Origin of the sequence: Stieleria varia, from assembly GCF_038443385.1 — a bacterium.
GTDB classification, from domain to species: Bacteria; Planctomycetota; Planctomycetia; order Pirellulales; family Pirellulaceae; genus Stieleria; species Stieleria varia.
This window is the reverse complement of the sequence record NZ_CP151726.1, coordinates 417,403-441,685: the sequence shown is the minus strand read 5'-3', so window position 1 is coordinate 441,685 and position 24,283 is coordinate 417,403. Positions and strand designations below refer to the sequence as shown.

15 protein-coding genes are annotated in these 24,283 nt (G+C 57.1%); 9 read left to right on the top strand and 6 right to left on the bottom strand.

Features of this window, described 5'->3' with window-relative positions:
• Positions 1 to 145 precede the first annotated feature (145 nt).
• Positions 146 to 673, top strand: coding sequence for a hypothetical protein (locus Pla52nx_RS01675; RefSeq protein ID WP_146517823.1), 528 nt, complete (start codon positions 146 to 148; stop codon positions 671 to 673).
• A 387-nt stretch (positions 674 to 1,060) separates the two neighbouring features.
• Here the strand turns inward: Pla52nx_RS01675 and Pla52nx_RS01670 are convergent, their stop codons facing one another.
• Both Pla52nx_RS01670 and lpxD read right to left on the bottom strand, forming a co-directional pair.
• Positions 1,061 to 2,035 carry an LpxI family protein gene (locus Pla52nx_RS01670; RefSeq protein ID WP_146517822.1) on the bottom strand — a complete coding sequence of 325 codons (975 nt, stop codon included), beginning with the start codon at positions 2,033 to 2,035 and terminating at the stop codon, positions 1,061 to 1,063.
• The gene (gene lpxD / locus Pla52nx_RS01665; protein ID WP_146517821.1) at positions 2,032 to 3,087 is read right to left on the bottom strand and encodes a UDP-3-O-(3-hydroxymyristoyl)glucosamine N-acyltransferase; all 1,056 of its coding nucleotides are present in this window, start codon (positions 3,085 to 3,087) and stop codon (positions 2,032 to 2,034) included. The genes Pla52nx_RS01670 and lpxD overlap by 4 nt, the downstream gene beginning before the upstream one ends.
• A 311-nt stretch (positions 3,088 to 3,398) precedes the next feature.
• Between lpxD and Pla52nx_RS01660 the strand changes: the two genes are divergently transcribed.
• From Pla52nx_RS01660 to Pla52nx_RS01645, 4 genes are all read left to right on the top strand, one after another.
• Positions 3,399 to 4,829 carry a sulfatase family protein gene (locus Pla52nx_RS01660; RefSeq protein ID WP_146517820.1) on the top strand — a complete coding sequence of 477 codons (1,431 nt, stop codon included), beginning with the start codon at positions 3,399 to 3,401 and terminating at the stop codon, positions 4,827 to 4,829.
• 150 nt (positions 4,830 to 4,979) lie between these two features.
• On the top strand, positions 4,980 to 7,475 hold the full coding sequence (locus Pla52nx_RS01655) for a hypothetical protein (protein ID WP_146517819.1): 2,496 nt from the start codon (positions 4,980 to 4,982) through the stop codon (positions 7,473 to 7,475).
• 172 nt (positions 7,476 to 7,647) lie between these two features.
• Positions 7,648 to 8,673, top strand: coding sequence for a hypothetical protein (locus tag Pla52nx_RS01650; protein WP_231741573.1), 1,026 nt, complete (start codon positions 7,648 to 7,650; stop codon positions 8,671 to 8,673).
• The gene (locus Pla52nx_RS01645; RefSeq protein WP_197454168.1) at positions 8,660 to 10,210 is read left to right on the top strand and encodes an HTTM domain-containing protein; all 1,551 of its coding nucleotides are present in this window, start codon (positions 8,660 to 8,662) and stop codon (positions 10,208 to 10,210) included. The genes Pla52nx_RS01650 and Pla52nx_RS01645 overlap by 14 nt, the downstream gene beginning before the upstream one ends.
• Positions 10,211 to 10,223: 13 nt before the next feature.
• On the opposite strand, the gene Pla52nx_RS01640 is transcribed toward Pla52nx_RS01645, so the two are convergent.
• Positions 10,224 to 10,958 (bottom strand): PilZ domain-containing protein, encoded by a 735-nt coding sequence (locus Pla52nx_RS01640; RefSeq protein ID WP_146517817.1) that lies wholly within the window; start codon positions 10,956 to 10,958, stop codon positions 10,224 to 10,226.
• A gap of 237 nt (positions 10,959 to 11,195) precedes the next feature.
• Between Pla52nx_RS01640 and hrpB the strand changes: the two genes are divergently transcribed.
• Both hrpB and Pla52nx_RS01630 read left to right on the top strand, forming a co-directional pair.
• Positions 11,196 to 13,748: an ATP-dependent helicase HrpB gene (hrpB, locus tag Pla52nx_RS01635; RefSeq protein WP_197454167.1), complete on the top strand. Its 2,553-nt coding sequence runs from the start codon at positions 11,196 to 11,198 to the stop codon at positions 13,746 to 13,748.
• 375 nt (positions 13,749 to 14,123) lie between these two features.
• Positions 14,124 to 15,056 (top strand): TIR domain-containing protein, encoded by a 933-nt coding sequence (locus Pla52nx_RS01630; protein WP_146517815.1) that lies wholly within the window; start codon positions 14,124 to 14,126, stop codon positions 15,054 to 15,056.
• Between the two features lie 183 nt (positions 15,057 to 15,239).
• Here the strand turns inward: Pla52nx_RS01630 and Pla52nx_RS01625 are convergent, their stop codons facing one another.
• Entirely contained in the window at positions 15,240 to 16,475 is a 1,236-nt protein-coding gene (locus tag Pla52nx_RS01625) for a glycosyltransferase family 4 protein (RefSeq protein ID WP_146517814.1), read from the bottom strand.
• Positions 16,476 to 16,562: 87 nt separating this feature from the next.
• Complete coding sequence (locus tag Pla52nx_RS01620; RefSeq protein ID WP_197454166.1) at positions 16,563 to 20,315, bottom strand: DUF4347 domain-containing protein; 3,753 nt, start codon at positions 20,313 to 20,315, stop codon at positions 16,563 to 16,565.
• A 207-nt stretch (positions 20,316 to 20,522) separates the two neighbouring features.
• Here Pla52nx_RS01620 and Pla52nx_RS01615 point away from each other — a divergent pair, with 207 nt between their 5' ends.
• Complete coding sequence (locus Pla52nx_RS01615) at positions 20,523 to 21,317, top strand: class I SAM-dependent methyltransferase (protein ID WP_146517812.1); 795 nt, start codon at positions 20,523 to 20,525, stop codon at positions 21,315 to 21,317.
• A 237-nt stretch (positions 21,318 to 21,554) separates the two neighbouring features.
• On the opposite strand, the gene Pla52nx_RS01610 is transcribed toward Pla52nx_RS01615, so the two are convergent.
• Positions 21,555 to 22,931: a hypothetical protein gene (locus tag Pla52nx_RS01610; RefSeq protein ID WP_146517811.1), complete on the bottom strand. Its 1,377-nt coding sequence runs from the start codon at positions 22,929 to 22,931 to the stop codon at positions 21,555 to 21,557.
• 229 nt (positions 22,932 to 23,160) lie between these two features.
• Here Pla52nx_RS01610 and Pla52nx_RS01605 point away from each other — a divergent pair, with 229 nt between their 5' ends.
• Positions 23,161 to 24,270 (top strand): hypothetical protein, encoded by a 1,110-nt coding sequence (locus Pla52nx_RS01605; RefSeq protein ID WP_146517810.1) that lies wholly within the window; start codon positions 23,161 to 23,163, stop codon positions 24,268 to 24,270.
• Positions 24,271 to 24,283: the final 13 nt, after the last annotated feature.

Below are 24,283 nucleotides of genomic sequence, written 5' to 3'. Positions count from 1 at the left end.
TTTGGCTGGTCCGGACTGGGAGCATATCTGGAATTTTTGCGTTTTGGTTGATGCCTTGCACACTCGGCGGAAGGTAAAATGAGCGGCCCCGCGGGAACCTCTCCCCGTCATTCCCCATTCACCCCTCCATGCGTTGAGAACAGCGATGAAGTTGAAATCCGTTGCGTTGGTTTTGCTGACTGCCCTGATGGTCGTTCCGGCTTTCGCCGCGGACGACGCCGAGAAAAAGGGCAAGGGCAAAGGACAGGGTGGTGGCAACGTTGCCGCTGCACTGATCAAGAAGCTCGAAGTGGTCGGTTTGACCGACGAGCAAACAGAGAAGATCAAAGAGATGGGCAAGAAGCTTGCTCCTGAAATGAAAGAACTCACTGCAGCCGCCAAGCTGACGCCCGAGTTGAGCAAGAAACTTGCTGCGGCACAAAAGGAAATCCGTGAAGCCGGACAAATCAAGGGCAAGGAAGTGATGAAAGCCGCGCATGAGAAAGCAGGCTTGACCGCTGAGCAATCCGAAGCGATGGGCAAGTTGAATGAAGCGAGAATGAAGTTTCAAGCTTCTGTCCTTGCGATGCTGACCGACGAGCAAAAGGCCAAGTTGCCCAAGACGATGCAACGTGGTGCCGCCGCTGCCAAAGGCAAAGGCAAGAAGAAGAAAGAAGCCGCCGCAGCAGAGTGATCTGTGCAGCGATTGAATTCATTGAGACCCACTGACACGCCGCGAGTTGAATCGCGGCGTGTTTTTTTGCGCCCAGACAGGTGAGCCGACGGCGTTAGCCGTGGATAATTTATGACCCGCCACGCGATAGCGTCCGGTTCCCGAGTCTAGTGTTCGTTTTCGACTTTGAAAGTCGAACGACAATCGTCGCTCGACTTTCCAAGTCGATAGCGTGCCCCGCCAAGCGTTTTACCATTCCCAATCATTGACTTGCGCAGACAGGCCCCCTCCCTCGCATTCACCTGGACGGCTCTGCTCGACCTCCCCCAAGTTCCTTGGTGGAGGTGTCTGTTGTGGGTCACCCTGAGATTGAATGGCTCAACCCAACCGAATGAGTCAGATCTCGTGCTATGCAGCCAACTTGTCTGACAGGCTTTCCGCCGAGAGTGCGACGATGCTGATGCCCGCTGCTGCGGCCAGGCGTAGAGTTTCTTCTCGCTCCACGAGGATCGTCTTGTCGGCTTCGATTGCGATGACCGATCCTCCGGCGTCGCACACATTTTGGATCGTTTGAGGACCGATGGTGGGAACATCGAATCGCATGTCTTGATTCGGCTTGCTCACTTTCACGAGCGTCCATCCACCTTTGCGGCACAGTTGTCCGGTCCGACGGATGCACTCGTCGGTCCCCTCGACGGCTTCCACCGCCAGCACCGCACCGTCCTTGACGGTGACGCTTTGACCGATATCCATGCCACCCATTTGCTTGGCGATTTGCCAACCAAATTCGATGTCACGTTGTTGCTTGGCGTTGGGCTGGCGACCAGCGATGGAACCTGGTTTCACGAGTAGCTCCGGAGCGAAATCGGTGGCAGGGCATATTTCCATGCCGCTGCGCAGATAGGTTTGGGTGACCGCGAGCAGCAGACTGTCGTCACGCGCATCGCGATTGCGACCGAGCAAGCAGGGTGCAAAGGTCCGGATGGCTTGCCAATCGGGGCAGTGTTTCAACCAGACGGATCCGGAGAACAGCAGGTCGGCTTTGAACAGCTTGCCCGCCATCGTGACTTGCTCGACCCCGCGTCGGCGAAAGTAGTGCAGGTGAGCACCGATCTTGCCGACGCCTGACCATTTGACATGGTCGCAAATTGATTCCAGATCCTTGCTGGCGTGGTCCCGGATCGCGATGCAGACGACGCCGCGACCGCTTTGGATGATTTCGCACGCGACCTCGACGGGAAAACTGCCCCAACCGGCGATCAAACCGATGGGGGGCAATGCGTCGGGCTGGGATGACTGCGGGGCGAACCACTGAGACCACAGCGAGCTCCGATAACCGCCGCCAGTTTTGATGCCGCCGGTTTTGATGCCACCAGTGTTCATGCCGCCTTGCGATTCTTGGAGTTGATGTCGATCGTTGCCTTCGGCTGTCGCGTCAGCATTTCCAGTTCGCGACGTAGGGCTTTGATTTCTCGACGCATCTCGGGCAAGCGGCGTTGCACCGCCATGATCTGCATCTGTTCGCGTTGCGATGTCGCGGGTGACCCCAAGTAGACTTCGTTGCCCTTACAGTCGTCCATCACACCGGCTTGGGCACCGACGATGGTGTGGTCGCCCAAAGTGATGTGGTCCTTCAAGCCGACTTGGCCGGCAAGGATGACGTAGTCGCCGGTTCGGCAACTGCCTGCGATTCCCACTTGGCTGCACAACAGGTTGTGGCGGCCGATCTGACAGTTGTGGGCGATCATGACTTGATTGTCGATCTTGGTTCCTTCGCCGATGCTCGTCGCACCGTATGTCCCTCGGTCGATCGTCACGGCGGCGCCGATCTCGACATCACTTCCGATTCTGACAAAGCCCAGTTGGGCGGTCGAAACATGGCGACCGTTGATTTGTCGATAACCAAAACCATTGGCACCCAGAACGGTGCCTGCGTGAACGGTCACGCGATCACCGATTTCTGTGTATTCGTAGAGCGTCACCGATGCGTGGATCGTACAGTCGTCGCCGATGCTGCAATGGGGCAAGATCACAACGCCGGGCATGATGATGGTGCGTTGCCCGATCTTTGCGCCCGCGCAAACGGTCGCCGTGGGATGAATTCGAGCCGTGGGTGCGATTCGGGCCGATGAATCGACTCCGACGCCGGGCAAGCCACGTCGAACAGGGGGCCGATATTGCGAAACGATCGTCGTGAAAGCTTGATGAACGTCCGGAACCACGACTTGAATCAACTCGCAGTCCGACAGAACTGCCGGCGTGACCACCGCGATCGCCTTGGTGCTCTGGAGCATGCCCGATTTGGAGACATCGTCGATCATCGTGATCTCGTTTTCTCCGGCAATGTCCGGAGGATTCGCTCCGACACATTGGACTTCACCGTCGCCCAACAACTGCCCTCCCACGAGCCATGCAAGTTCCTGAAGCTGAATCATGGGCGCGAATTCCTTCTCGCAAATGCCGTCATTAGTAATACGCAAGTCGTCCGGTGTCTCGCCTTCTATACTGTCGGCCGACCCGACGTTGCAAGACACATTGTGAAACACGAGGTCGTCCCGCTTAGCATGGTTGTGCTATCAAACGCTTTTTGGTGTCATACGCCCTGAGCCGCTGGCCGTCAGGCCACGGGTTTTAGGCACTGGACTGCTCATGCGTGCCGGCTGATGAGTAATCCGGGTTAGGGCGATTCGAGTGTTTGTGAATGATCCCCAAGAAAGCCGCCCCGACATTGAATCTTAGCCCGCCCATGAATCCCCCCAATATCGTTTTCATCATCACGGACCAGCAGCGTTACGACACGATCGCGGCGTTGGGTTACCCGCACATGGACACTCCTCATCTGGACCGCTTGGTTCGCGAGGGCGTCTCGTTTGATCAATGCCATGTCACTGCGGCTTCGTGTGCCGCGGCGCGGGCGAGTCTGTTCAAGGGCTACCATCCGCACACCACGGGGATCCTCAAGAATGCGGATCGCTGGCGTCACAGTTGGATCGAGCGGCTCAATGCAGCGGGCTACTACTGCACCAACATCGGCAAGATGCATACTTGGCCCTATTTGACCGAACTGGGATTTCATGAACGCTTTGTGGTCGAGAACAAAGACCGTTTCCTGGAGGGCCGGTACTTCTTTGACGAGTGGGACAAGGCGTTGCGTTTCCGTGGACTGGTCAAGCAACAACGCGAACTGTATCGGTTACGGGACGATTATCAGAACGCATTGGGTGCGTTCGATTGGCTGCTGCCGGAAGACACACATCCGGATGTCTTTGTCGGCGACATGGCATGTTGGTGGCTGGACTCGACACCCAAGAAAGACCGCCTGTTCTTGCAGATCGGATTTCCCGGACCGCATCCTCCGTACGATCCGATTCCTCGCTATGCGCAGCCGTATCTCGACAAGGACTTGCCGCTGTTGCCGGTGACCGACAGTGAACTTGAGTCGTTGCCGCCAGCACTGAAAGAGCTACGTGTACACAATTCAGAGATCGACCACGATTCGGTGCTGATGAATCTGCATCCGACGCAGCAGCAGCGGCACCGACAGCGCGCGTACTATTTGGCCAACGTCACGATGATCGATGAAAAAGTAGGCCAGATCATGCAGTCGCTGGAGCGAAACGGGTATCTCGAGAACACCATCGTGATCTTCACCAGCGACCACGGTGACTGTTTGAGTGATCACGGGCAAAGTCAAAAGTGGACGATGTACGAGCAGATCACTCGCGTGCCGATGATCGTTTGGGCGCCCGATCGTTTTCGTGGCGGGCGACATGTTGACGCGTTGGTTCAACAAATGGATCTGGGGCCGACCATCTTGCAGTGGGCAGGGATCGAAGTGCCCGAGGACATGGAAGCCGTTTCGCTGGCGGGGGCGTTTGATGGGGACGGCAGCGACTTTGTCGGACGAGAATTTGTGTACTGTGAACAGGTCCAGGATGCGGTGCTGACGGGATGCAAGTTCATGACGATGGTACGGGACAAGACGCACAAACTGGTGCACTTTTTGGACGAGCCGGACGGGCAACTCTTTGACCTGATCGCCGATCCAGAGGAGCTGACCAACCTGTGGGACAATCCGGCAGCGTCGGAACACAAGGAACGCTTGCTAGCGGAGCTGAGAGAATGGCGGATTCGCAGCGGTGTCCAAACCAAGGATTGGTGCCAAGATTGGCGTTAAAATAAGGCTAAAACTTGATCGACGTGGTAAAAAACCGCGAATTCGCCCGCTGCGAGGCTTTCCCGATTGGGTCGCCTTTTTCGCTCCCGTGCTAAATCGTCGCGATCTGGTTAAACTTTGGGACTTCCATAATTTTTCCCAGGTGAATTCATGCTTTCTGCGAAGTGCCCTGAATGTGGCGAGTCCGTCCGATTGCCTTCGGCCGATCTGCCGTCCGATGCGTCCGCCGATTGTCCTTGGTGTGGCGAATCCGTGTCCGCCGCCGGCTGGCTGAAATCCTTGCCGCCGGTGTTGAAGGTTGTCGGCGCGGACGGGCAGCCGTTGCTGTGGGACGCGCCCGCAGCGCAACTCGCCTCAGCATCGGCGATGCCCGCGTTCGGCCAGCCGCTTGATGACACCGACTCGGACGACGACGTGACCGGCCCGGGCACACCGTTGGGTCATTTTCCAGGCGGCGATCAGGCCGCATCACAAGATCTGCAAAGCGACCCACCACTGTCGGCGACCGACAATCCGTTCGCATTCTCCAACGCCGCCGTGGCTGCTTTCACCGGTGGAGCTGCTGGCATGGTTGCCGGAATTGCCGCGACGCGTGGTGATGAGCAATCTGAAAACGACTGGGCAGAACAAGACTCGCCGCAAGCTGCTGAATCACATACCGATGACGCCGATTTTTCTGACGCCAGCGTGCTCGATCTCGACACCGGCTCGGACTCCGACACGCTCTCGGTTCTGGATGACGTCGATGACGCGAGTCCTGTGACGGAGGAGACGATCGAGTGGTCGAGTGACCCCGACGAACTTTCGGAAAACGAAGAACTGCAAAGCTTCTTTGCTGAGGCCGATGACGAACCAATCGCCGTGGAAAGCGACGAGCCTCCATCCATCGATGCCACCATCGCCGACGCCGGCCAAGACGCAACGCTGTTGATGGATACCTGGGACGAAACCAACCCCGAAGTCGCCAACCCCGAAGTCGCAGCCACTGGGATCGATGACTCAAGCGATAGCTCAGCCGACGATAGCCCAACCGACGATGTTGTAGCCGGCCTGGAATCCGAGCCTCTGGAATCATTGGAAATGGATTCCGTCGCTGACGAAGAACCGATGGAGCAAGCCGATTTCCCAATCGACACTCCCCAGGCAAAGGTTCCTGTCGCCGCCGATCAGCGATCGTACTACGAGCGAAACCGATCGAGTCGAAAACAGAAATCGCCACTGCGCCAATTGTTGGCTTATGGGCTGGGAGCAGGGCTCGCTATACCGCTGGCTGGCGGCATTCTGTTTGCAATGGGCCGTCTGCCCAACGTGGGATTCTGGCCGCTCGATGGAACCTATAACTCATCGTCCAGTCGCCCCTCGCGGACCGCCGCAGCGATCCCTCCCCGATTGACCGACGACTCCGACACTAACGAACCGAGCAGCCCGTCCACCAGAAAGCCTTCGCAAGGTCGCACGCTGGTGCCCGCGGAAAGCGACATTGCCACTGCCGGAAAAGACGCAATGGGGGTCGCCTCGGGTACGTCCGATGCCACTTCGGATGCCACGATCGATCCTGACGATATCGGTATGCCAGAACCGGACTTGAATCCTAAGAACACCGATGATCCGGATGTCATGACCATCGACTTGGAGAATCTGGTAGACGGTTCCATCGACGACACGCTCGGCGCACCCACCCAAGACACTCCCCCGGCTGACATGCCGGATGCGGCCGAATCCGTCGCATCCAATGAACCCGCCGAGAACGCGACGGATAACAACGAGGGGTTGGCCGCAGAGCCACCTGCAGAGAACGTCGACAACATGTTGTTGGTGTTCCCCGGCACCACACCCGAACCGCCCGCGGAGCCGGAAGCCGAAGTGATTGAGTTGACGATGCCCAATCCACGACCGGATATTGGTTCGGTACAAACGCCGCCCAGTCTGGAGATCACTAGCGAGCCGGAGCTGGTCGAAAGCACTCCCGATCTGGCCGAAGCGCCCAAGGTGGCCAGCAGCGACCAGCCATCGCTCGACCCGGCAGTCGAGCCCGCATCGGCGACGGTGGAAGCAGCCAAGCCGGTGATTGAGTCGAGCGATCCCAAAAAGAATCCGCCAGCAGCGCCCGAGATCGCCACGAATCCGGCCCCAGAAATACGGCCCCCAGCAGTCACGCCGCCCGCAGTTCCATCGCCGGTCGTCGAGTCACCCGAGATCATTCAATACTGTGATATCGCCGAGCAAAGTATCGACGAATTGGCCGCCCTCCGCTCGACGTCGACGGATGTCAGCAAGAAAGACATTGCCAAGGTGTTTGTCCGCATCTGTCGTGTGGGCGAACTCACCGGTGCGACAAACAGTAACAGGATCCGTACGTTGCTGAGCGATCTAGTTCAGATCCCCGAATTGGATGACTTCGCCAGCCTCGCCGGAGACTGGATGAATTACTCCAAACGTCCAACGTCCGGCGTGCTGTTGGTCGGCCGCCCTGGCTCCAATGTCAACGGTCAGACAATCACATTGCCCGGCGGCTCGGTGATCAACGTCCAGTTGCCAGGCGGAAAATCACTACCGGCAATCGACAAAGTGATCGCGTTGGGCAACATCGTGGATGTCAATGGCCAACAGAGAGTTGAATTGATCTCCGCACAATCGGCCCTGTAACCCTTCACTCCTCGCGAAGCTACCCATGTCGAACCCTCCATCGAGTGTTGAAACCGATTCGAAATCGACAACAGTTTCGCCCCCAGCCCCACAGTCAGACACCCTGCAATCAGATACCCTGCAGGTTGACCCATCTCAAGTCGATATTGCCAATCCTGTCCGCAGGGACCTCGTGTCAACGCTTCAGGAAGACGGCCCCCCACAATCCGACCCTGGTTTGATCGGAACGTTGGTCTACGGACTCTCGCTTCCCGAGCGCACCGCGCGCAGTGCGTCGGCGGTGGTAGGCGGGCTGGTCAATGAAACGGCTGGCTGGGTGATCCCTGCCGCGTTTCGATCCTCTCGCACGTATCGCTCGTTTGTCCAGCAAGCATTGGACATCATGATTCATGATGTCGGCGGTGTCTCCAATCCCAACGCGTCGGCCACGGAGGAGGAGACTCAGTTGGCGCAGAAAGCTGTCAGCGGCTTGGTGGATTTTGCGGGTGCCGCCACATTGCATCTTTCTCCGTTGACAGTGCTGGCCGTTTTCAATGACTTGGCGTACGGCTCCAGCCACTACCTCAAAAAGCTGAGCGAAGAACTCAAACGCGAAGGCATCATTGATGCCGAGTCGAGCATCGACCAAGTCTCCGATTTGGTTGACGCGCTTCACAAAACAAGTGATCGCGCAGTGGGAGCCATGGAAGCGCCGCCGATCAGCGTCCAAGCCGTGTCGGAAACGATCACCAAGCTTTCGGATGAAATCCGCAACGTCGATCCCATGAAACTGATTCCCCAATCCGAGATTGAACGGATGTGGAACGAAATGGAAGACGCCGCTTCGCAATCCAATGCGGGGCTATGGGCTGTCGGTACGACGATGACGATGTTCGCAATCAATCGCCTGTCGCTTTCCAGCCGTGGTGCATTATCCGGAGTCACCGTTGCCGGCAGCCTTTTCGACGAACATATCCTGCGTCACTACCGCGATGGCTTGGACGACATTGCCGAGCGAGGGCTCTATGTGTCGCTCTCGGAAGCATCACAGCCCTACCTGGATGCTCTCTGGCACAACTTTGATGCCGATCGAGAAACCTGGACCGCTGAAATCATCACCGGTCGACTGCCAAAGAAAGTCCTGCAATCGGCTTGGCAAACCATCAAGAGCTGGTTCTGTCGTAGCAACAAATCCGACGATGGAAATGAGTCAACCTAGCGATTCGATCCCCGGCACGACATCGCGAGCACGATTCGATTTCCGTCAAATGTGGCTCGGAGTCGACCCGACGTTCTTGATCGTTTTTCGTGTCATCCTGGCGTTCACCATCGCCAGTTGGGCGCAGCACTTTCTCTCGGACGATCGTTATCGATCGCTGTTCATTGAGCCGAGAATGCTGTTCAAGTATCCGGGTTTTCACTGGGTACAGCTCTGGCCTGGTGACGGACTCTACTGGCATTTTCGGATCACTCAACTGGCCGCTCTGGCGCTGATCATCGGGTTTCTCACCCGTCTGGCTGCCGCGACATTGAGCCTATCGATGCTCTATATATTGTTGCTGGAAAGGCAGCTCTACAACAATCATGATTACTTGCTGATCTGCTGCGCCGCGCTGCTGGTATTCCTGCCTGCGTCCTGCCGCCTCTCGGTGGATTCGCGTTTGGGAATAGAACGTCAGCGTCGCCGGATCCCGCGATGGCAACTGTGGCTGCTGCGTTTTCAACTCGGATTGCCCTACGTTTATGGTGCGATCGCCAAACTGAACGCGGATTGGCTGGCGGGCCAACCGGCCGAAATTTTCCTCCATGCGAGTGCCGGCACTTCGATCATCGGACCGTATTTGACGCTGCCGATGGCCAAGTGGTTGATGGCCTACGGTGGACTTGTTTTTGACGCACTGATCGTTCCGCTGTTGATGTTCCACAAGACACGCGCGATCGCCATCGGGTTGGCTTTGGGGTTCCACCTGACCAATGCCGTGCTGTTCAACATTGGCGTGTTTCCATGGTTCATGTTGGCAACGCTGTACGTGTTCTTTCCGCCGGAACTGATTGCCGGACTGACACGACGTCTATTGCGGACGACCGGTGCCATCCGTTTGCAAACCGACAAACAGATTCGCCACCGACGCTTGTCTCGAATTGGTTTTTGCATCGCCGCAATCTACGTCATTGTTCAATTGCTGCTGCCCTTTCGACACTGGTTGATGCCGGGTGACGCGAGTTGGAATGGTCGCGGACACCGATTTGCTTGGCGGATGATGTTGCGACACAAAGAATCATTGACGTGGTTCAAAATCGAAAACGACACCGGATTTTTGTACGCGCCCGCAACACTGGTGATGACGCCGTACCAATCAAAAATCGCGGTGCGTGACCCAGAGATGATTCAGCAGGCCGCCCTCAAGATCCAACAGTTGGCTTGGGAAATGGGGCAATCCGACTGCCGTGTCTATGTTCTGGCACTGACATCGCTCAACGGCCGACGCCCCGTTCCCATCATCGACCCCGATGCCGATTTGACCAAGGTTCAACGAGGATGGTTGAGCAACGATTGGGTGCGCGACGAGCCGGGGCCGTTTCTTGATCCTGCATGGAATGTTCCTCAGGAACGATGGTGGACGGAGCTGACATTGCCGGAAAGATTCGCCGCATTGCAAGGTCAGTCGTTGGCACGGTGGCAGGCCGACTTTGAACGATTCGCTCAGTATCAAAAATCGGTTCAAGCGGCGAACCAGAATCCCGGCAACCCCTGACGCGATTTCGTCTCTATCTCCCCACGCACACATCGTGAAAGTGGCGTCCTTGGTCGGGCGACACGAACTTCGCACCAGAAGAAAAATCGTCGTCGCCACAAACGCACCATACCGTGGTTGCCACCGCCGTCGTCCCGTTGGGCAGAATCAACAGCAGCTTGGATTTCAATTCCAACGGTTCGCTGGTCGTCAGTTGCACGCCGCCCGGGGAAACCGAAGCCAGTCGCGAGCCGTTGAGCGATAACGAAGGCAGGTTTTGACGAACCGCCACGGGCAAGTCGACGTCGACGCGATGATGAACTCGACGTGTGATGCGGTTTTCACGTAGCAGTGAATCGATCACCTTGGGTGACAACGGTTGGTGAAACTGAAAACCGCTGGTGAAGGTGCCCAGACCGGTTTGCCGGCTCCAGCAGACGTGGCCGATCATTTCCAAGTTCAAGCCGATTTTCGAATCAGCGACATGCAAACGCGCCAAAGCCGTCTCCAGGGCGGCACGGGTCTGATACCGCAACGCACAGCCGCCCAGGTGCAAATCGGCGATCTGACAGGTGACCTTTTCTGCCGTTGCGTGACTCGGCCCTACAAACAAGCTGGCGACGATCGCGCTGGAGTCAGGTGCCGCAACGAATCGGTTCGCGATCCGATCCGGTTTCTGCTTTGTCGCGGCACCCATTGAATTCGCGACCCCGCCGACACCCAATTTGGCGGCTAAATTCTGCGGCGACGACGAGAGGGTATCGGACACGACGAATGCTTGGGGTTAGATTGACTGCCTTGACGGACGCTGTCTAATGAAGAGCATCTGGGAACCGTAGGTCGCAGGTAGGTGGTCGGCAGACCTCCTTAGCGTTTCTCGGTCTGTTCGGCGTCCGAGGATACACCGGTCGCAGGGAACGTAGCGGCTGCAATGATTTGATTCGATATTCACAGCATCATATGGACAGCGACCGCTGGATCGGGTTCGCGTCCCGAGGACCCGATCTTGCAGAGCTTGCCCGTTACCGAAATCCTGCCCGAGGTGATCGACGCGTTGGCTGCTCGGCGGACGGTGGTGCTCAGGGCGCCGCCCGGTGCAGGCAAGACCACCGGTGTGCCGCCCGAGATCCTTGATCGGCCGGCGTTGGGAAGCGGCCAAATTCTGCTCGTCCAGCCCAGGCGTCTGGCGGCCCGATCCGCTGCCCTGCGTCTGGCAAGCCTGCGTAATGAACGGATCGCCCAATCGGTCGGGTACCACGTGCGGTTTGATCGCCAAGTCGGCAACACGACTCGGTTGATCGCGATGACAACCGGTATCCTGCTGAGACGATTGACCAGTGACCCGCTCTTGGAAGACGTCTCCTGTGTGATCTTGGACGAGTTCCATGAACGCAGCCTGGAGATTGATCTCGCGTTGGGCATGCTGCACAGGATTCGCACCACGCTGCGTCCAGAACTGCAATTGGTGGTCATGTCGGCGACGATGGACCCTCAGCCGGTGTTGGAATTGATCGACGATGCGGTCGCAATTGAAAGCCAAGGTCGCGCCCACGACGTTCAGATTCACTACGCGCCGCATCCCAGCACCGAGCCGATCGATCATCAAATCGCCACCGTCGTTCGCTCCGCAGTTGATCAGACTTCAGGACACTTGCTGGTTTTCTTGCCCGGCGTGGGAGAGATTCATCGCACATCACAGCGTTTGTCGCTCGCCGGTTTGGACAATCATTTCGACCTTCAAAAACTCTTTGGCGAAATGTCTCCCGAGCAACAGGACAGCGTTCTTTCCGAGAGCGGACGTCGAAAGATCATCCTGTCGACCAATGTCGCGGAGACGTCTGTGACCATCCCTGGCGTTACCGGCGTGATCGACAGCGGCTTGGCTCGCGTTCTGCGTTTCGACGACCGTGTCGGGCTGCCCGAATTGAGATTGGAGCCGATCTCGCAAGCCTCGGCGGAGCAGCGTGCGGGACGTGCAGGCCGAACGGCGCCGGGACACTGCTGGCGTCTTTGGACCGCCAACACCCATCGCGCTCGCCCTGAACAGACCGCCTGCGAAATCCTGCGGACCGACTTCAGCGGGGCGGCGCTGATGCTGTCGGCTTGGGGCGAGCGAGACTGGACTCAGTTTCCCTGGGTCACGCCGCCACGTGACGAAGCGATCGAGTCGGCACAACGCCTGCTCGGTCGGTTGGACGCGATCGATGATTCATGCGGCATCACCGAGATGGGCAAACAGATGGTGGCGATGCCGTTGCACCCGCGTCTCTCGCGACTGTTGATCGAAGCCCAACAGCATGGTGTCATCGACTGGGCCACCCTTGCCGCCGCTTTGCTGAGTGAACGAAGCCCGTTTGACAAGTCCGACACACCGTTTCAAGACACCGCATCGCACGGCGTTGATTGTGAACTGATGCAGCGAGTTGCAATGCTGCGAGACTTTGCCGCGGGACGCTTCGTCCCTGGCATTCATCCTGCAGCGGCTAAGAACATCTTGCGTGTGGCCGAAAACCTGAGCAAGCAGATTGAACTCACCGTCGCACCAACACCGTCCGCCCCAATCACTCCCAGCCATCAGAGCGATCCGGTAGACTTGCACCAACGGTTCGCCAAATCGTTGATCGTCGCGTTTCCAGACCGCGTCGCGCTGCGCCGACTGCCGGGCAGTGATCGCGGCTTGATGGTCGGCGGACGCGGCGTTCAGCTCGCTCGATCCAGTCGAGTCAAAGACAGTGATTTGCTGTTGTGCTTGGACGCGGATGGGAAAGGCCGCGAGGCATTGGTGCGGATGGCATGCACGATCCAAGAATCATGGCTGCCGCCATCGCTCCGCGCCACTCGTGACGAACTTTTCTTTCACCCCTCGCTGCAGGCCGTCGTCGCCCGCCGACGTGAGTACTTTGACGATCTCATGCTCAGCGAATCACCAGTCGCCTGTGAACCGTCGCCGCAGGCGGCTGAGCTCTTGGCATCCCATGCGATGTCGAAAATGGACTCCTTGTGGGGATCCGACAAATCGGCCACACGCAGCTTGATCACGCGATTGCGGTTTGCAGCAGAGCATCCCCCGGCGGCAGGTTTTCCGATCATCGATGATGAGGCTCTACGGGGAATCCTGATGGAACTCTGCAGCACGCGAACGACGATGGCACAGTTACAGAATGCTCCCTGGCTGGATCACCTTCGCGGGCGATTCAGTTATCAACAACTCTGCGAGTTGGACCGGCACGTCCCCGAGCGTTTGACCGTCCCCAGCGGTAACCAGTACGAGATCCGATACGAGCCGGGCAAAGCACCGTTGTTGGCGGTTCGTATTCAGGAGATCTTTGGTTGGTCGGAAACGCCACGAATCGCGTCAGGGCGAGTTGCCTTGCAACTGCACCTGCTGGGACCGAATCACCGACCTCAGCAGATCACCGACGACTTGGCCAGTTTCTGGAAAACCACCTACGGCGTCGTCCGCAAAGAGCTGAAACGTCGATACCCCAAACACCACTGGCCCGAAGATCCCACAACCGCCGTCGCCACAAGAAACGGTCTGAAACCCAAAGTAACCTAGTGCTTTGTCTCATTCAGATTTAGGATCGCACAACACGTCAGAAGTTTCGGCCAGAGTCGGGACACGCTGAAAGTCCCTCCACTTTCGCCACCGATCCAACTCATGATTTCGATTCGGATACACCTTTTTCACGGCCAACCGAACGCGACGCCGGTGCAGTGAGATCCATTATCGTTTTCAGGTTTCAGGTAAAGTACAATCTTTAGACTTGGTTTGCGAAAGGAATGACCTTGCGTACGAACAGTCGGTAGCTGATTAGCGTCCAGGAACGTAACGCACAACAAGCCATAGCAGTACTATTGGTTATCTATCTCAATCGACCACTACGGGACCTGTTGTCCCGGATTCATCTTTTTGCATTGGAAAATTGTCACGATGGCACAACCGGTATTTGACGGCGGAGCGAGCTCGGAAGTTCGAGTCGGGGAACTGTATTCATCTGCGAACAATCGAGTTGTTTGCGTGGGGGCCTCTTTCTACCGAACGATCAAACTCCACAAGAAATTGATCCTGAAACAGTTGGCCAAACGCATTCGATTTGAGTTCTGCTTTCTGTCGCAAAAAGCAGATTTCAATCGGATCGCACCTCAATTTGGGCAGCGTGGCGACCAATTGCGAACTGAGGTTGAGGCCACTTGGGCAGAGGCCGAAGAACTTGTCGACGCATATCCGGGCTTGTTTAGGGCCATTGGTACTGCAACCTGCCCAATGGCGCGCACTTACATCGTTGATCCAGATTCTGAAAAGCCATCGGGGCTCATCGTGTTTTACGCGGCATCAACTGACAGCGTGACTTTGCCAGCCTGGAATGTCGACAATTTTCGCGAAATGCCATGGCAACCGTACTTCGACGACGCACTTTTCAAGATCTCCGAAGAATCAAGGAATGACGTGTTCATCATCCATGGACACGACGAGGCGAAATGGCGTGAACTCAAAGACATCCTTCTAAAGCTTGGAGCTAGTCCACAGATTCTAGGCGAGTTGACCGGCGGTGGGTCAACATCTTGGCTCGATCGATTTCGCAGGATGGCTGACGAATGTGAGTATGCGATTGCTTTGTTTACAACCGACGACTGGGTTACAAATCAAGGAAAAACATACTTTCAACCAAGACCAAATGTTCTCATCGAACTCGGCTACTTTATCTCTCGTGTGTCCCTTGCAAATATTTTGATTTTGACGAAAGGAGACATCAAGCTTCCATCTGATCTGGAAGGTGTCGTTTCACATCGGTTTCATGAAAACGTTTCCGAGCTAGAGGCAAAACTCCGCGAAGAGTTGACCAATGCTGGTGTCATCACGTAGCGAGAGTGTCTCAAGAGATGCAATGGCGTCTACTCACCTTGATCAGAACTTCCCGACGCTCGCCTCGCTATCTGCGAACACATTCACGCACGGCGACTACCATCACAAGAGGCATACCAGAAACTCCTTCCTCGTCTTTCCAAGCTGACGTGATATCAGTTGGTCATGCCGTCCGTGCTTGAATCACGCGGCGGCGCGATGAGAGCGTGACATCAGCTTGTCGTTGATGAATTCGCGGAGCTGGAGGACTTGGTGATCGCTGTCAAAGGCGACCGCGCGCGCTCGTGATCGCGTTCCCATTGTCGTTCTCATGTTCGCGTCGGCGGCCAAGCGAGCCATGTCGTCGCTCATCTGTTGCCAATCGCCTTCGTCGCACAACCATCCGTTCTCACCTTCGATGACTTGATCGACGATTCCCGCGTGCCGTGTCGCGACGATCGGCAATCCCGCCGCCATGGCTTCTGCGATCGAAACCGGCCAGCCTTCCATGTCCCCGTCCGGTGCCACGCGGGAGTGTTGGACAAAGACATCGGCACTCGCCATCTCTTCGATCACCCCTTGAGGCGATAGCGGTCCAAGGAACTCGATCGCGTCACGCAACTCGGGATTTTGAATCGAAGCCCAATGGTGCAGCTTTTCCTCCAGCGGCCCCATGCCCACCAACCGCAATCGGGCGTTGGGGTGGCTGCCATGACAGATTCGGAAAGCCTGCAAGACGGCGATGGGATCTTTCTTTTCAACAAACCGACCAACGAACAGATAACGGACGATCGAGTCGTCGCGATTGGAATGTTTGCGGATCTCATCGGCGACGCGGGCGATGTGCTGTGTCGGTGCGCCACAGGGGATCAATGCGATACTCGACGGATCAAATCCTTGGCTGAGCAGAAAGTCTCGCTGATAGCTTGCCACGACGATCATGCCGGCGAAGTCATGCCATCGCGACGCGAACGCTTGGCGGTAACGTTTCTTGCGCAAGCGGGCACTCATGTCGTGCCCGTGAAAGTGCGCAAAGACTGGGATGCCGACGCGGCGACAGGCGACTTCCGCAACCATCGCGTATTGACCAAATTGGGCCAGGACACCTTCCACGCCCGCGGCGACGAAGTGATTGGCCAACCACTGTTCAAACTTGCTGCCGTAGCGCTCGCCCCCGGTTTTGGCACCCAAGAACGTATCAACCGTGCGTGGGAATCCATGCAGCGGTTCGGCAAACGGTTCAGGAACAAACTGGATTTTGGTCGGGTCGATCGGAAACTGGTCGCGGTTGTGGTATTCCCAAGTCACGATCGTGCTGAGTTGATCCGACAATTGCTCAAACTGCCGATACATCCACACGTTGCTTGTCTGCCCGACCCATGGGGTGATCGCACCGAGTGTCGGCAGAGCGTGCTTGGGGAAAGATTGTGTCGCGTCCATTGCGGTCCGTTGCTTGTTTTCAGATGGTATCTCGCACGATTGGAATTGCGTGCATAAGAAACAAGCACGGTCCGCGTCAACCTTGGATCAGCCGTTGAAGACGAGACGTCCGATCGTACCGGACGCCAAATCCGCGTAGACCAGCGTGCCGTCAGGCAGTCGCGTGATGTCGGTGATGAAACCGATGGCAGACGAAACGGGCACGACATCGATCAATTGGCCATTGGCATCCACGCGGCCCGCCCGAATGACTTGATCTCCGATATCCAGAAACAGGAACGCACCTTGCAGACTCGCTGGATAGTTGCCGCCTTGGATGAAGTCGCCCATGATGATGGCGCGGGCACCGGACGAGTGGCTCCGCACCCAGATTGGTGCAGTGATTTCCGGGTTGGTGGCCAAGAAATCGCGAGTTGCTTGCAAAGAGCTGTAGCTGCCGCGATCGCCGCCTGTCAAACCGTAACCTTCATAGGCCGGCCAGCCAAAGTTCTTGCCACGACCGGTGTTGATCTCCTCGTAGTTCAACCATCCCACATCCGCGATGAAGACTTCGCCGCTGTTGGGATTGATGGCAAACCGGAACGGATTACGCAGCCCCAAGCTGTACACGCGACTTTGATTGCTGTTGGGATTGCCGTTCCAGAAGGGGTTGTCTGGCAGCCCTTTGCCGGTGAGCGGATCGACTCGCAAGATCTTGCCGTTGAGGCTGTTGACGTCCAAGGCACGCAAGTTCACCGGGTCGACGCGGCCGTAGGAACCGCCGTCTCCGGTGGAGACATACAACGCACCATCAGGGCCGAACTCCAAGTTGCCGACGGTGTGGCTCAATTCATCGCTGGCGATGAAGTCCTCGATGTAGTTTCCATTCGCATCAATGCCCGACTGGGGATCAGAGAGCAAGGGATGTCGATTGGGTTGACCGATGTTTTGGTATGTGCTGTTGGTGCCCAGCACGACGACTTCGCTATTGCGGTCGGCCACGGTCCAGGACTCGTTCAATGTGAACCGGGACACACGCGCGACGCGACCGCCTTCGCCATCGGCGCCGCCGTTGCCGGTGAAAGCATTGACCTCGGGCGGATCGTAGGTGTACGCCACATACAATTGTCGCGTTTGTGCAAAGTCCGGCCCGACTGCGATCGACATCAGTCCGCGGTCCACGCCCACGGTGTTCACGATGTCTTGGATGTCCAGCACCGGTTGGCCGCTGAGCGAGCCATCGGCATTGACGATTCGCACGATCCCCGCTCGCTCGGCAACGAGAAATCTGCCATCGGGCAATGGCTCGATGGTCGTCGGCTGCGTCAAGCCTGCCGTGATCACATTCCTGGTGAAGTAACCGGCCACACGCGGTGGCGGCAACGTTGCACCACCGATCAAAGCACTGACCTCCGCACCGCTGATCGCCCGGTCGTACATTCGCACTTCGTCAATGTCGCCGATGAACTGGTTGTTGATGCGACCGATATTCAACTGAGCAAACGTCGTCGGTGGAGCCGAGCCTCCGAAGTTGCTGTTGGTCGCGACGACTTCGCCGTTGACGAACAGTTGCATGGTGGTGCCATCAAACGAAACCGCGACATGGTTCCATGCGTTGATCGTGATCACGTTGTCCGCCACGACACCTTTCCAAGTATTGCCACCGGTGCCAAAGCCGGCGTAGATCGCATCGTTTCGAACGTAGATGAACGGGTAACGGGTTCCCACCGATGTGCCTTGCTGGTAACCGATCACGCCGTGGTATCCGTCGTCATAGCTGGTCGGTCTGATCCACGCGGATTGGCTGTACGTGCCTTCGGTCAAACGCAGTGATTCGTTCTCGGCGACTTCGACGTAGTCATTGACGCCGTCGAAACGGTATGCACCGGGATTGTCAAAGTTGGTGTTGGGAGTGAGGTTGATCGGACCGCTGGGGGCCGCAAAGTTCCTTGCGATGCCGTTGTTTCCGAGTCCCGACGAGTCGGCAACGAACCCATTGGCGTTTGCGTCGTTGAGGTTCCAATAACCGATCAAACCATCATTGGATTCGTTGTCGACGATCGTGATGCCCGCCGTCCGTGGTTCACCCTGGACGGCTCCGTCGACGTGGAATAGCGACACACCGAACGTTTTTTCACCATCGGCATTGGCGTTGTCGATCAACGTGATATCGATGGTCGCCGCGGTTTGTCCGTCGGCAAAATAAACGACGCCGGAATCGGTACCGAAGTAATCCACTCCGTTGACCGCCGAGCCGTCTTGAGTCTGGAAATACACTGCCGCGGCACCACTGGCGCCATCGGTGCGACGCAATCGAATCGACGCAACGCCGGTGTTCTCGTTGACCGTGACTTGGGTTTCGGCGAGGCTGATCAGACCGGACTGACTCGTCGGTGGATCAACAGGACCACCTCCGCCGCCATACTGAAAGTAACCACTGGTTTGCAGCTTTTCGGTGTAGAAGTATCCGTGTGCATTGCCGTACTCGGGCAGGTATCCGCCGGTGCTGAACACATTGGGTGCTTCGCTTTCATAGGCGACACCGTCGATTTCGATTCGATCGACATTCAGATTTCCGTCGAAACCGAAGGCGGGATCGTAGAAGTCGTTGGTGAACTCGACACGGATTCGATCGGGCGTCAGCACTTGATCGCTTTGATACGAGAAGACGCCTCCCTGGGTCGGGACGTTGTCGTAGATCGCGACCCAACGACCATCGACCAGCAGTCTCATTTGCTCGACACCCTCGTCGCCTGATGCAAAGATCTGAACGAAGGAGCCATTGGGGATGACGCTGCTGCCGCCGTAGTCAAAGAATCCGTTGCTGCTCAAGTACTCGGTCTGCAAATTGCCCGCAGAAATTTGTCCGTTGGCATAGACTCCTGCAGCAAATACGTTGGGCGATTCCGTCTCGTACTGGACCCCGTCGACGCGAATCCAGTCCACGCCAATGTTGCGGTCCAATCCGCTCTGAGGGTCATAGAAGTCGTTGCTGTAGTTCAGTCGGATTTGGCTGACGTCCGCATTGTCATAGTTGATGGTGTAGGTTTGAAAATTTCGCTCAAAGGCACCCGTGTTGCCCATTGTCAGGGTCGTGACAAACTGGTCGCCGATGTGAACCTGCAGTTCTTCACCACCCACGGTTCCTGCGGCGCGAATCTCGATGGCCAAGTGGCCCTGGAACTGTCTCATCGCATCGGCGGTCAACGCTAAGAATGCATTCACCTCGCCGACGTGATACTCCAATTGCCAGTCGCCTTGTTGAGCAGCATTCGCGGTGCGGTCATCCGATGCCGCGACATCGGCACCGGTCAGCGTTGCAATCCGCCGCACGAATTCTCGTCCGTCAGCGTCACCAGCGACATCGCATCCGTACAACAAGATGTCTGCGTCAGACGCCAGGCTGTCAGCCCAGCCGGCCAAGTCGGCGGCGGACCGGTCAAGTGTGTCGAGACTCAGTTCGGACGCGCCCAGTTGCAGACGGCCCGATGCGCCATGGGTGACGAGGTGGACCTGTTGAATCGTCGACTCGCCACGGGACAGGAGGGCAAGTTGTTCGCGAATCTGGGACACGCCATCCCGCTCGCCATCGAGCATCACCAACGTCGCTCCCTTGGCGACCGGGGTGGCGACCGACAATAGGTCCCCGGCACTGGGATCGACGAAAACGACGACGTTGGATTGAGCAGATGCAACAGCCTCGACGCCCACAGACTCAGGCTCACTCGTCTGCATCGGAGTGACTTCCGCCGGCGGAGCGGCCGCCGCGCCAACGTCGCCGGCCAGCAAGACGCGGGGCTCCAGTTTGGCCAGCGACCATTGAGGGCCGGAAACTCGACGGCGGGCGGACTTGCGGGACATGATCATCAATGGTGCGAGACAATGGGGGGAATCAACCCGATCGATCGTAATTCTCGCCCGATCTGATGCAAGCAATTGCATAGTTCGCACTTGTCGCATGCGACGTTTTTTTCCTATTCCATCAACGGAAGTGACGTCCGATCGCCCGATCAATACAAAACAATCGCGTCAATCGATACAACCCTCCGTTTGAGATCGTCGAAATCCATGAGCCAGCAAAACGAACCAACACCAGCGGCCGAAGTAACAAAGCTGCAAATTGCGGAGTTTTACAATGATTTCAGCACCCGGTTGGTTGATGGGTTCATCCAGGGCAATCCTAGGCTCACCCACGCCTTGGACTTTGCGACGGCTCACGTGCCTCAGGAAGCGGAAAAACTGCTGGAGATCGGCTGCGGCGTCGGTGAGACCACCAGCCGACTTTGTGCCGGTCGTCCCTCTTTACAAGCGGTCGGCGTCGACATTTCGCCGCAAAATGTGCACACGGCTCAACAACTGTTCGCAACGTCAGAGCAGTTTCAGTTCGCGGTTAGCGATTTGACCTCGCCCGTCGTCGGTGGACCATTTGATGTGGTCACTTTGTTGGACGTGTATGAACACATTCCCGCAGCGGAGCGAAAGCAGTTTCATGCCAACCTGCGACAGTCCATGTCCGATCGTTCGCGTCTGATCCTGACGTGCCCCAGCTACCTGCATCAGAATTACTTGCGAGAACATCAACCCAGCGGACTACAGATCGTGGACGAAACGATCGGGCCTCGCGAGTTCTTGCAGCTTGCCGATGATCTGGGTGGTCATTTGGTGCATCTGCAGTATGAATCCGTTTGGCGTACGAACGATTACATCTACGCGGTGATCGACACCCAGATGCAATATCAGTGGAAGCCGAAAGTGCGCGGTCTGGATCGTTTGTCCAGCAAGTTCAACAAGTTGATCGACAAGACACCGTTGGGCGGCCCCGCACGACGAGCCCGTTTCGTCAAACGCCGCCTCGCCGCATGAGTCTGTACGTCAGGCTTTCTAGCCTGACTCTCCGCGTGAGTCTCGTACGTCAGGCTTTCTAGCCTGACTCGCAGTACTCTTGAGCGTACAGTGGAGAGTATGTCAGCCTAGAAAGGCTGACGTACAGTGCCGTGTATGTCAGCCTAGAAAGGCTGACGTACAGTGCCGTGCGTGTCAGCCTAGAAAGGCTGACGTACAGTGCCGTGCGTGTCAGCCTAGAAAGGCTGACGTACGCTGTCACAGATTTAGGATTCCCAATGATCCGGCGACAGCGTAGGCGACAAAGATTCCATAGAGGCCGACCAGGATCCAGGACTTCGTCAACGTCAACCTCAAGTCCTGCCACATGATCAACAGCGTCACGATCGTTGACGCGCACAGCAAGATCTGCAGTCCGAAAAGTCCCGCCATCGGTTGGCCGTCGATGGTCAGCGGAACGGGTTTGCCACCGTTAAGATAAACGCTGACCAACAGCGGGACGGACAAGCAGATGCAGATGTCAAAGATATTGGAACCGAAGGCGTTGGACACCGCGCCGTCGTCGTCTCCGCGACGCGCCGCTGCGATCGACAGAAACGTATCAGGCACGCTGCTTGCCGCCGCTGCGACGATGACGGCCACAAAGAACAGCGGCACATTCAACGTCGTCGCCGTGCTCTGGGTGACTTCCACCAACCAATAGCACGCAGCCGCTGCGATCACGGTTGAAACGGCCAAGATGCTGTAGCCGACAACCGGCGTCAGCTTGACCTCAAACCGACCGAACAGAATGCCAGCCGTGTCATCTTCATCGCCATCCTCGTCATGAACCGGGTCTCCTACGATCGCGCCCGCTACCAATTCACGTCGAACTTGATTGATCAACTGCAGCGAAGGCTTGATTCCCGCAGCATTGAGTGCATCGACCAATTCGTCCGTGGACGGAACGTGCTCGTCCGTGAATCGATCGACCACTGCGTCTCGTGCAATCCGGTAACTGCGAGAGTCCAGCACCAGCATGTAGACGTACGCGACGTACATCAGCAACAACGTCGCGGCCATTCCCCACGACATGGCAGGTTGAAAGAGAAACACGATCAACACCAGTTCGCACGCCAAGAACCACAAGCCGTCTCGACTGATGACTTTGGACTCTACTTCGATCACCGGTTTTTGGTGCCGCGTCCGAGCGATCACGATGCCGCACAAGGCAGGGATCAGCATCATGTTGTATACCGCAGATCCGGCACACGTCGCGATCGTCGCCCCCAAGCCTTCTGTTTCGCCATCAGCGCTAGCTTGATCGCCCACGCCAGCGGCCAACAGCACAAAGAACAGCCCGGTGAACAACTCAGGCAGTGAGCTGGCGATGGCGTCCAGCGTTGCCCCGCGCACGGAACCCGGCAATCGCCAGCGTTCACCGAAATACTGTGCCGCGTCAGCAAAGGGGTCACAGGCTTGCCAGATGACGATCGAAATCATCACGACCTGAAACGCATTGAACGTCACCACCGCCGCTGCCGACGGAACCGCCGCAGTCCAAGCCCAACTGACCAGCAACCCCACCAGCGACACGACGCAAACCACGGCGGCGGTAGGAAAGGAAGCGGTTTGTGGATCGGATGAATCGGACAAATCAATCGGCTTTGTGGTAACAGGGATCTGGTTAAGAGGGCAAATTGTTGCGGAAAGTGGAACCAACTCGGCCCAGGACGAATCGGAAATGGTCGTGAATTTCCCTGAACTTCTCAAGTGGTCCGGCGTATCCACTTACACTGATGCAGAGATTTGCCGCCCCTTTTTTATCGGCGTGGTAGGTAGTCAGCGAAATCCGCATGCGAGCGACCAACTCATGGCCAATTTGATGCCAGCAAACCAAAATGATGCCCAGAGCAAGGCCCAGGCCAATGCCCAGACTGACGGCTCGACACGTCCTGTCGGCCATTTGGCAAGCCAACTGAGTGATCTGAGGGTCGAGTTGGCTCGCTTGGCAGAGTTGTTGGCGGAACAATCGGCCACCCGGAAACGTCGGCGTCGAATCACGATTCGTGGACTGATGCTCGCCGCCGTCGGATTTGGATTGCTGTTTGCCTACTACAGCCATCTGTATCGCAATTCTCTGGACCAGAGTCGACTCGCGGATCAGTTGTCCGCTCAAGCCGCGTTCATATCGTATGAGCCTCGCAAGAGTTTGCTGCTGAGCCTGCTACCGGGCGACATCGCGTCACCCCCCGCTGCGATGGCCCAATGGCTGGGGCAAGATTTCTTTACGGAAATCACCAATGTCTCCACCAACGCGCCGACGGCGTCGCCTCGCGATCCCGCTGCAGTGATCCAAGCCGTCGCGGGCTTGCCATCGATCAAACGATTGCGTCTAACCGGACTGACCGTCTCGACGCTTCAACTGGACTCGCTGGATCGATTGAATCAACTGGAGTCGCTGGATTTGACACGCACTGTGTTGGACTATGGCTCAATGCCATGGCTTCGCAACGCACGCCTCAAATGGTTTTCCGCGGCGCACACACGATTCAGTGATCCGGCGTTGGCTGATTTGTGCCAATGCACCCAACTGAGACACATCGACCTCGAACGGACGGCGGTCACCGACAAAGGCATCCAGTTGCTGTCGCAGCTGCCCAACCTTCGTTATGTTAAGCTTCATCGAACGCCGACGACGAAATCCGAGGTCCTGAAGTTGTCCAAGGCGATGCCCAACTGCGTGATCGATTGGGAACCGCTGGTGATGAATGCCAACGGACAGATCAACGGCGGCGCGACACGTCGTGGACGCATACGATTGGGCACCGCGTTGCCGGCGGATCCTCGACCGACTCATCAAGCGGTTCCTCCGATAGACCAAAATCAGAACGTGATCGCTTGGCCCTATCTGCAGTCCTATTCGCCCTATGTCAACAACTCGGGTTACTCAAATACATGGTCGCCGCCGATACAAGTTTTTCGCAGCCCTTGAATCAACGGTTCAA

What these genes read in the sequence shown, in the direction of transcription:
- lpxD (WP_146517821.1), bottom strand. Translation starts at nt 3,087, where the DNA reads ATGATTCAGCTTCAGGAACTTGCATGGCTCGTGGGAGGGCAGTTGTTG.
- Pla52nx_RS01620 (WP_197454166.1), bottom strand. Translation starts at nt 20,315, where the DNA reads ATGTCCCGCAAGTCCGCCCGCCGTCGAGTTTCCGGCCCTCAATGGTCG.
- Pla52nx_RS01675 (WP_146517823.1), top strand. Translation starts at nt 146, where the DNA reads ATGAAGTTGAAATCCGTTGCGTTGGTTTTGCTGACTGCCCTGATGGTC.
- Pla52nx_RS01625 (WP_146517814.1), bottom strand. Translation starts at nt 16,475, where the DNA reads ATGGACGCGACACAATCTTTCCCCAAGCACGCTCTGCCGACACTCGGT.
- Pla52nx_RS01615 (WP_146517812.1), top strand. Translation starts at nt 20,523, where the DNA reads ATGAGCCAGCAAAACGAACCAACACCAGCGGCCGAAGTAACAAAGCTG.
- Pla52nx_RS01605 (WP_146517810.1), top strand. Translation starts at nt 23,161, where the DNA reads ATGCCAGCAAACCAAAATGATGCCCAGAGCAAGGCCCAGGCCAATGCC.
- Pla52nx_RS01660 (WP_146517820.1), top strand. Translation starts at nt 3,399, where the DNA reads ATGAATCCCCCCAATATCGTTTTCATCATCACGGACCAGCAGCGTTAC.
- Pla52nx_RS01645 (WP_197454168.1), top strand. Translation starts at nt 8,660, where the DNA reads ATGAGTCAACCTAGCGATTCGATCCCCGGCACGACATCGCGAGCACGA.
- Pla52nx_RS01655 (WP_146517819.1), top strand. Translation starts at nt 4,980, where the DNA reads ATGCTTTCTGCGAAGTGCCCTGAATGTGGCGAGTCCGTCCGATTGCCT.
- Pla52nx_RS01670 (WP_146517822.1), bottom strand. Translation starts at nt 2,035, where the DNA reads ATGAACACTGGTGGCATCAAAACCGGCGGCATCAAAACTGGCGGCGGT.
- Pla52nx_RS01630 (WP_146517815.1), top strand. Translation starts at nt 14,124, where the DNA reads ATGGCACAACCGGTATTTGACGGCGGAGCGAGCTCGGAAGTTCGAGTC.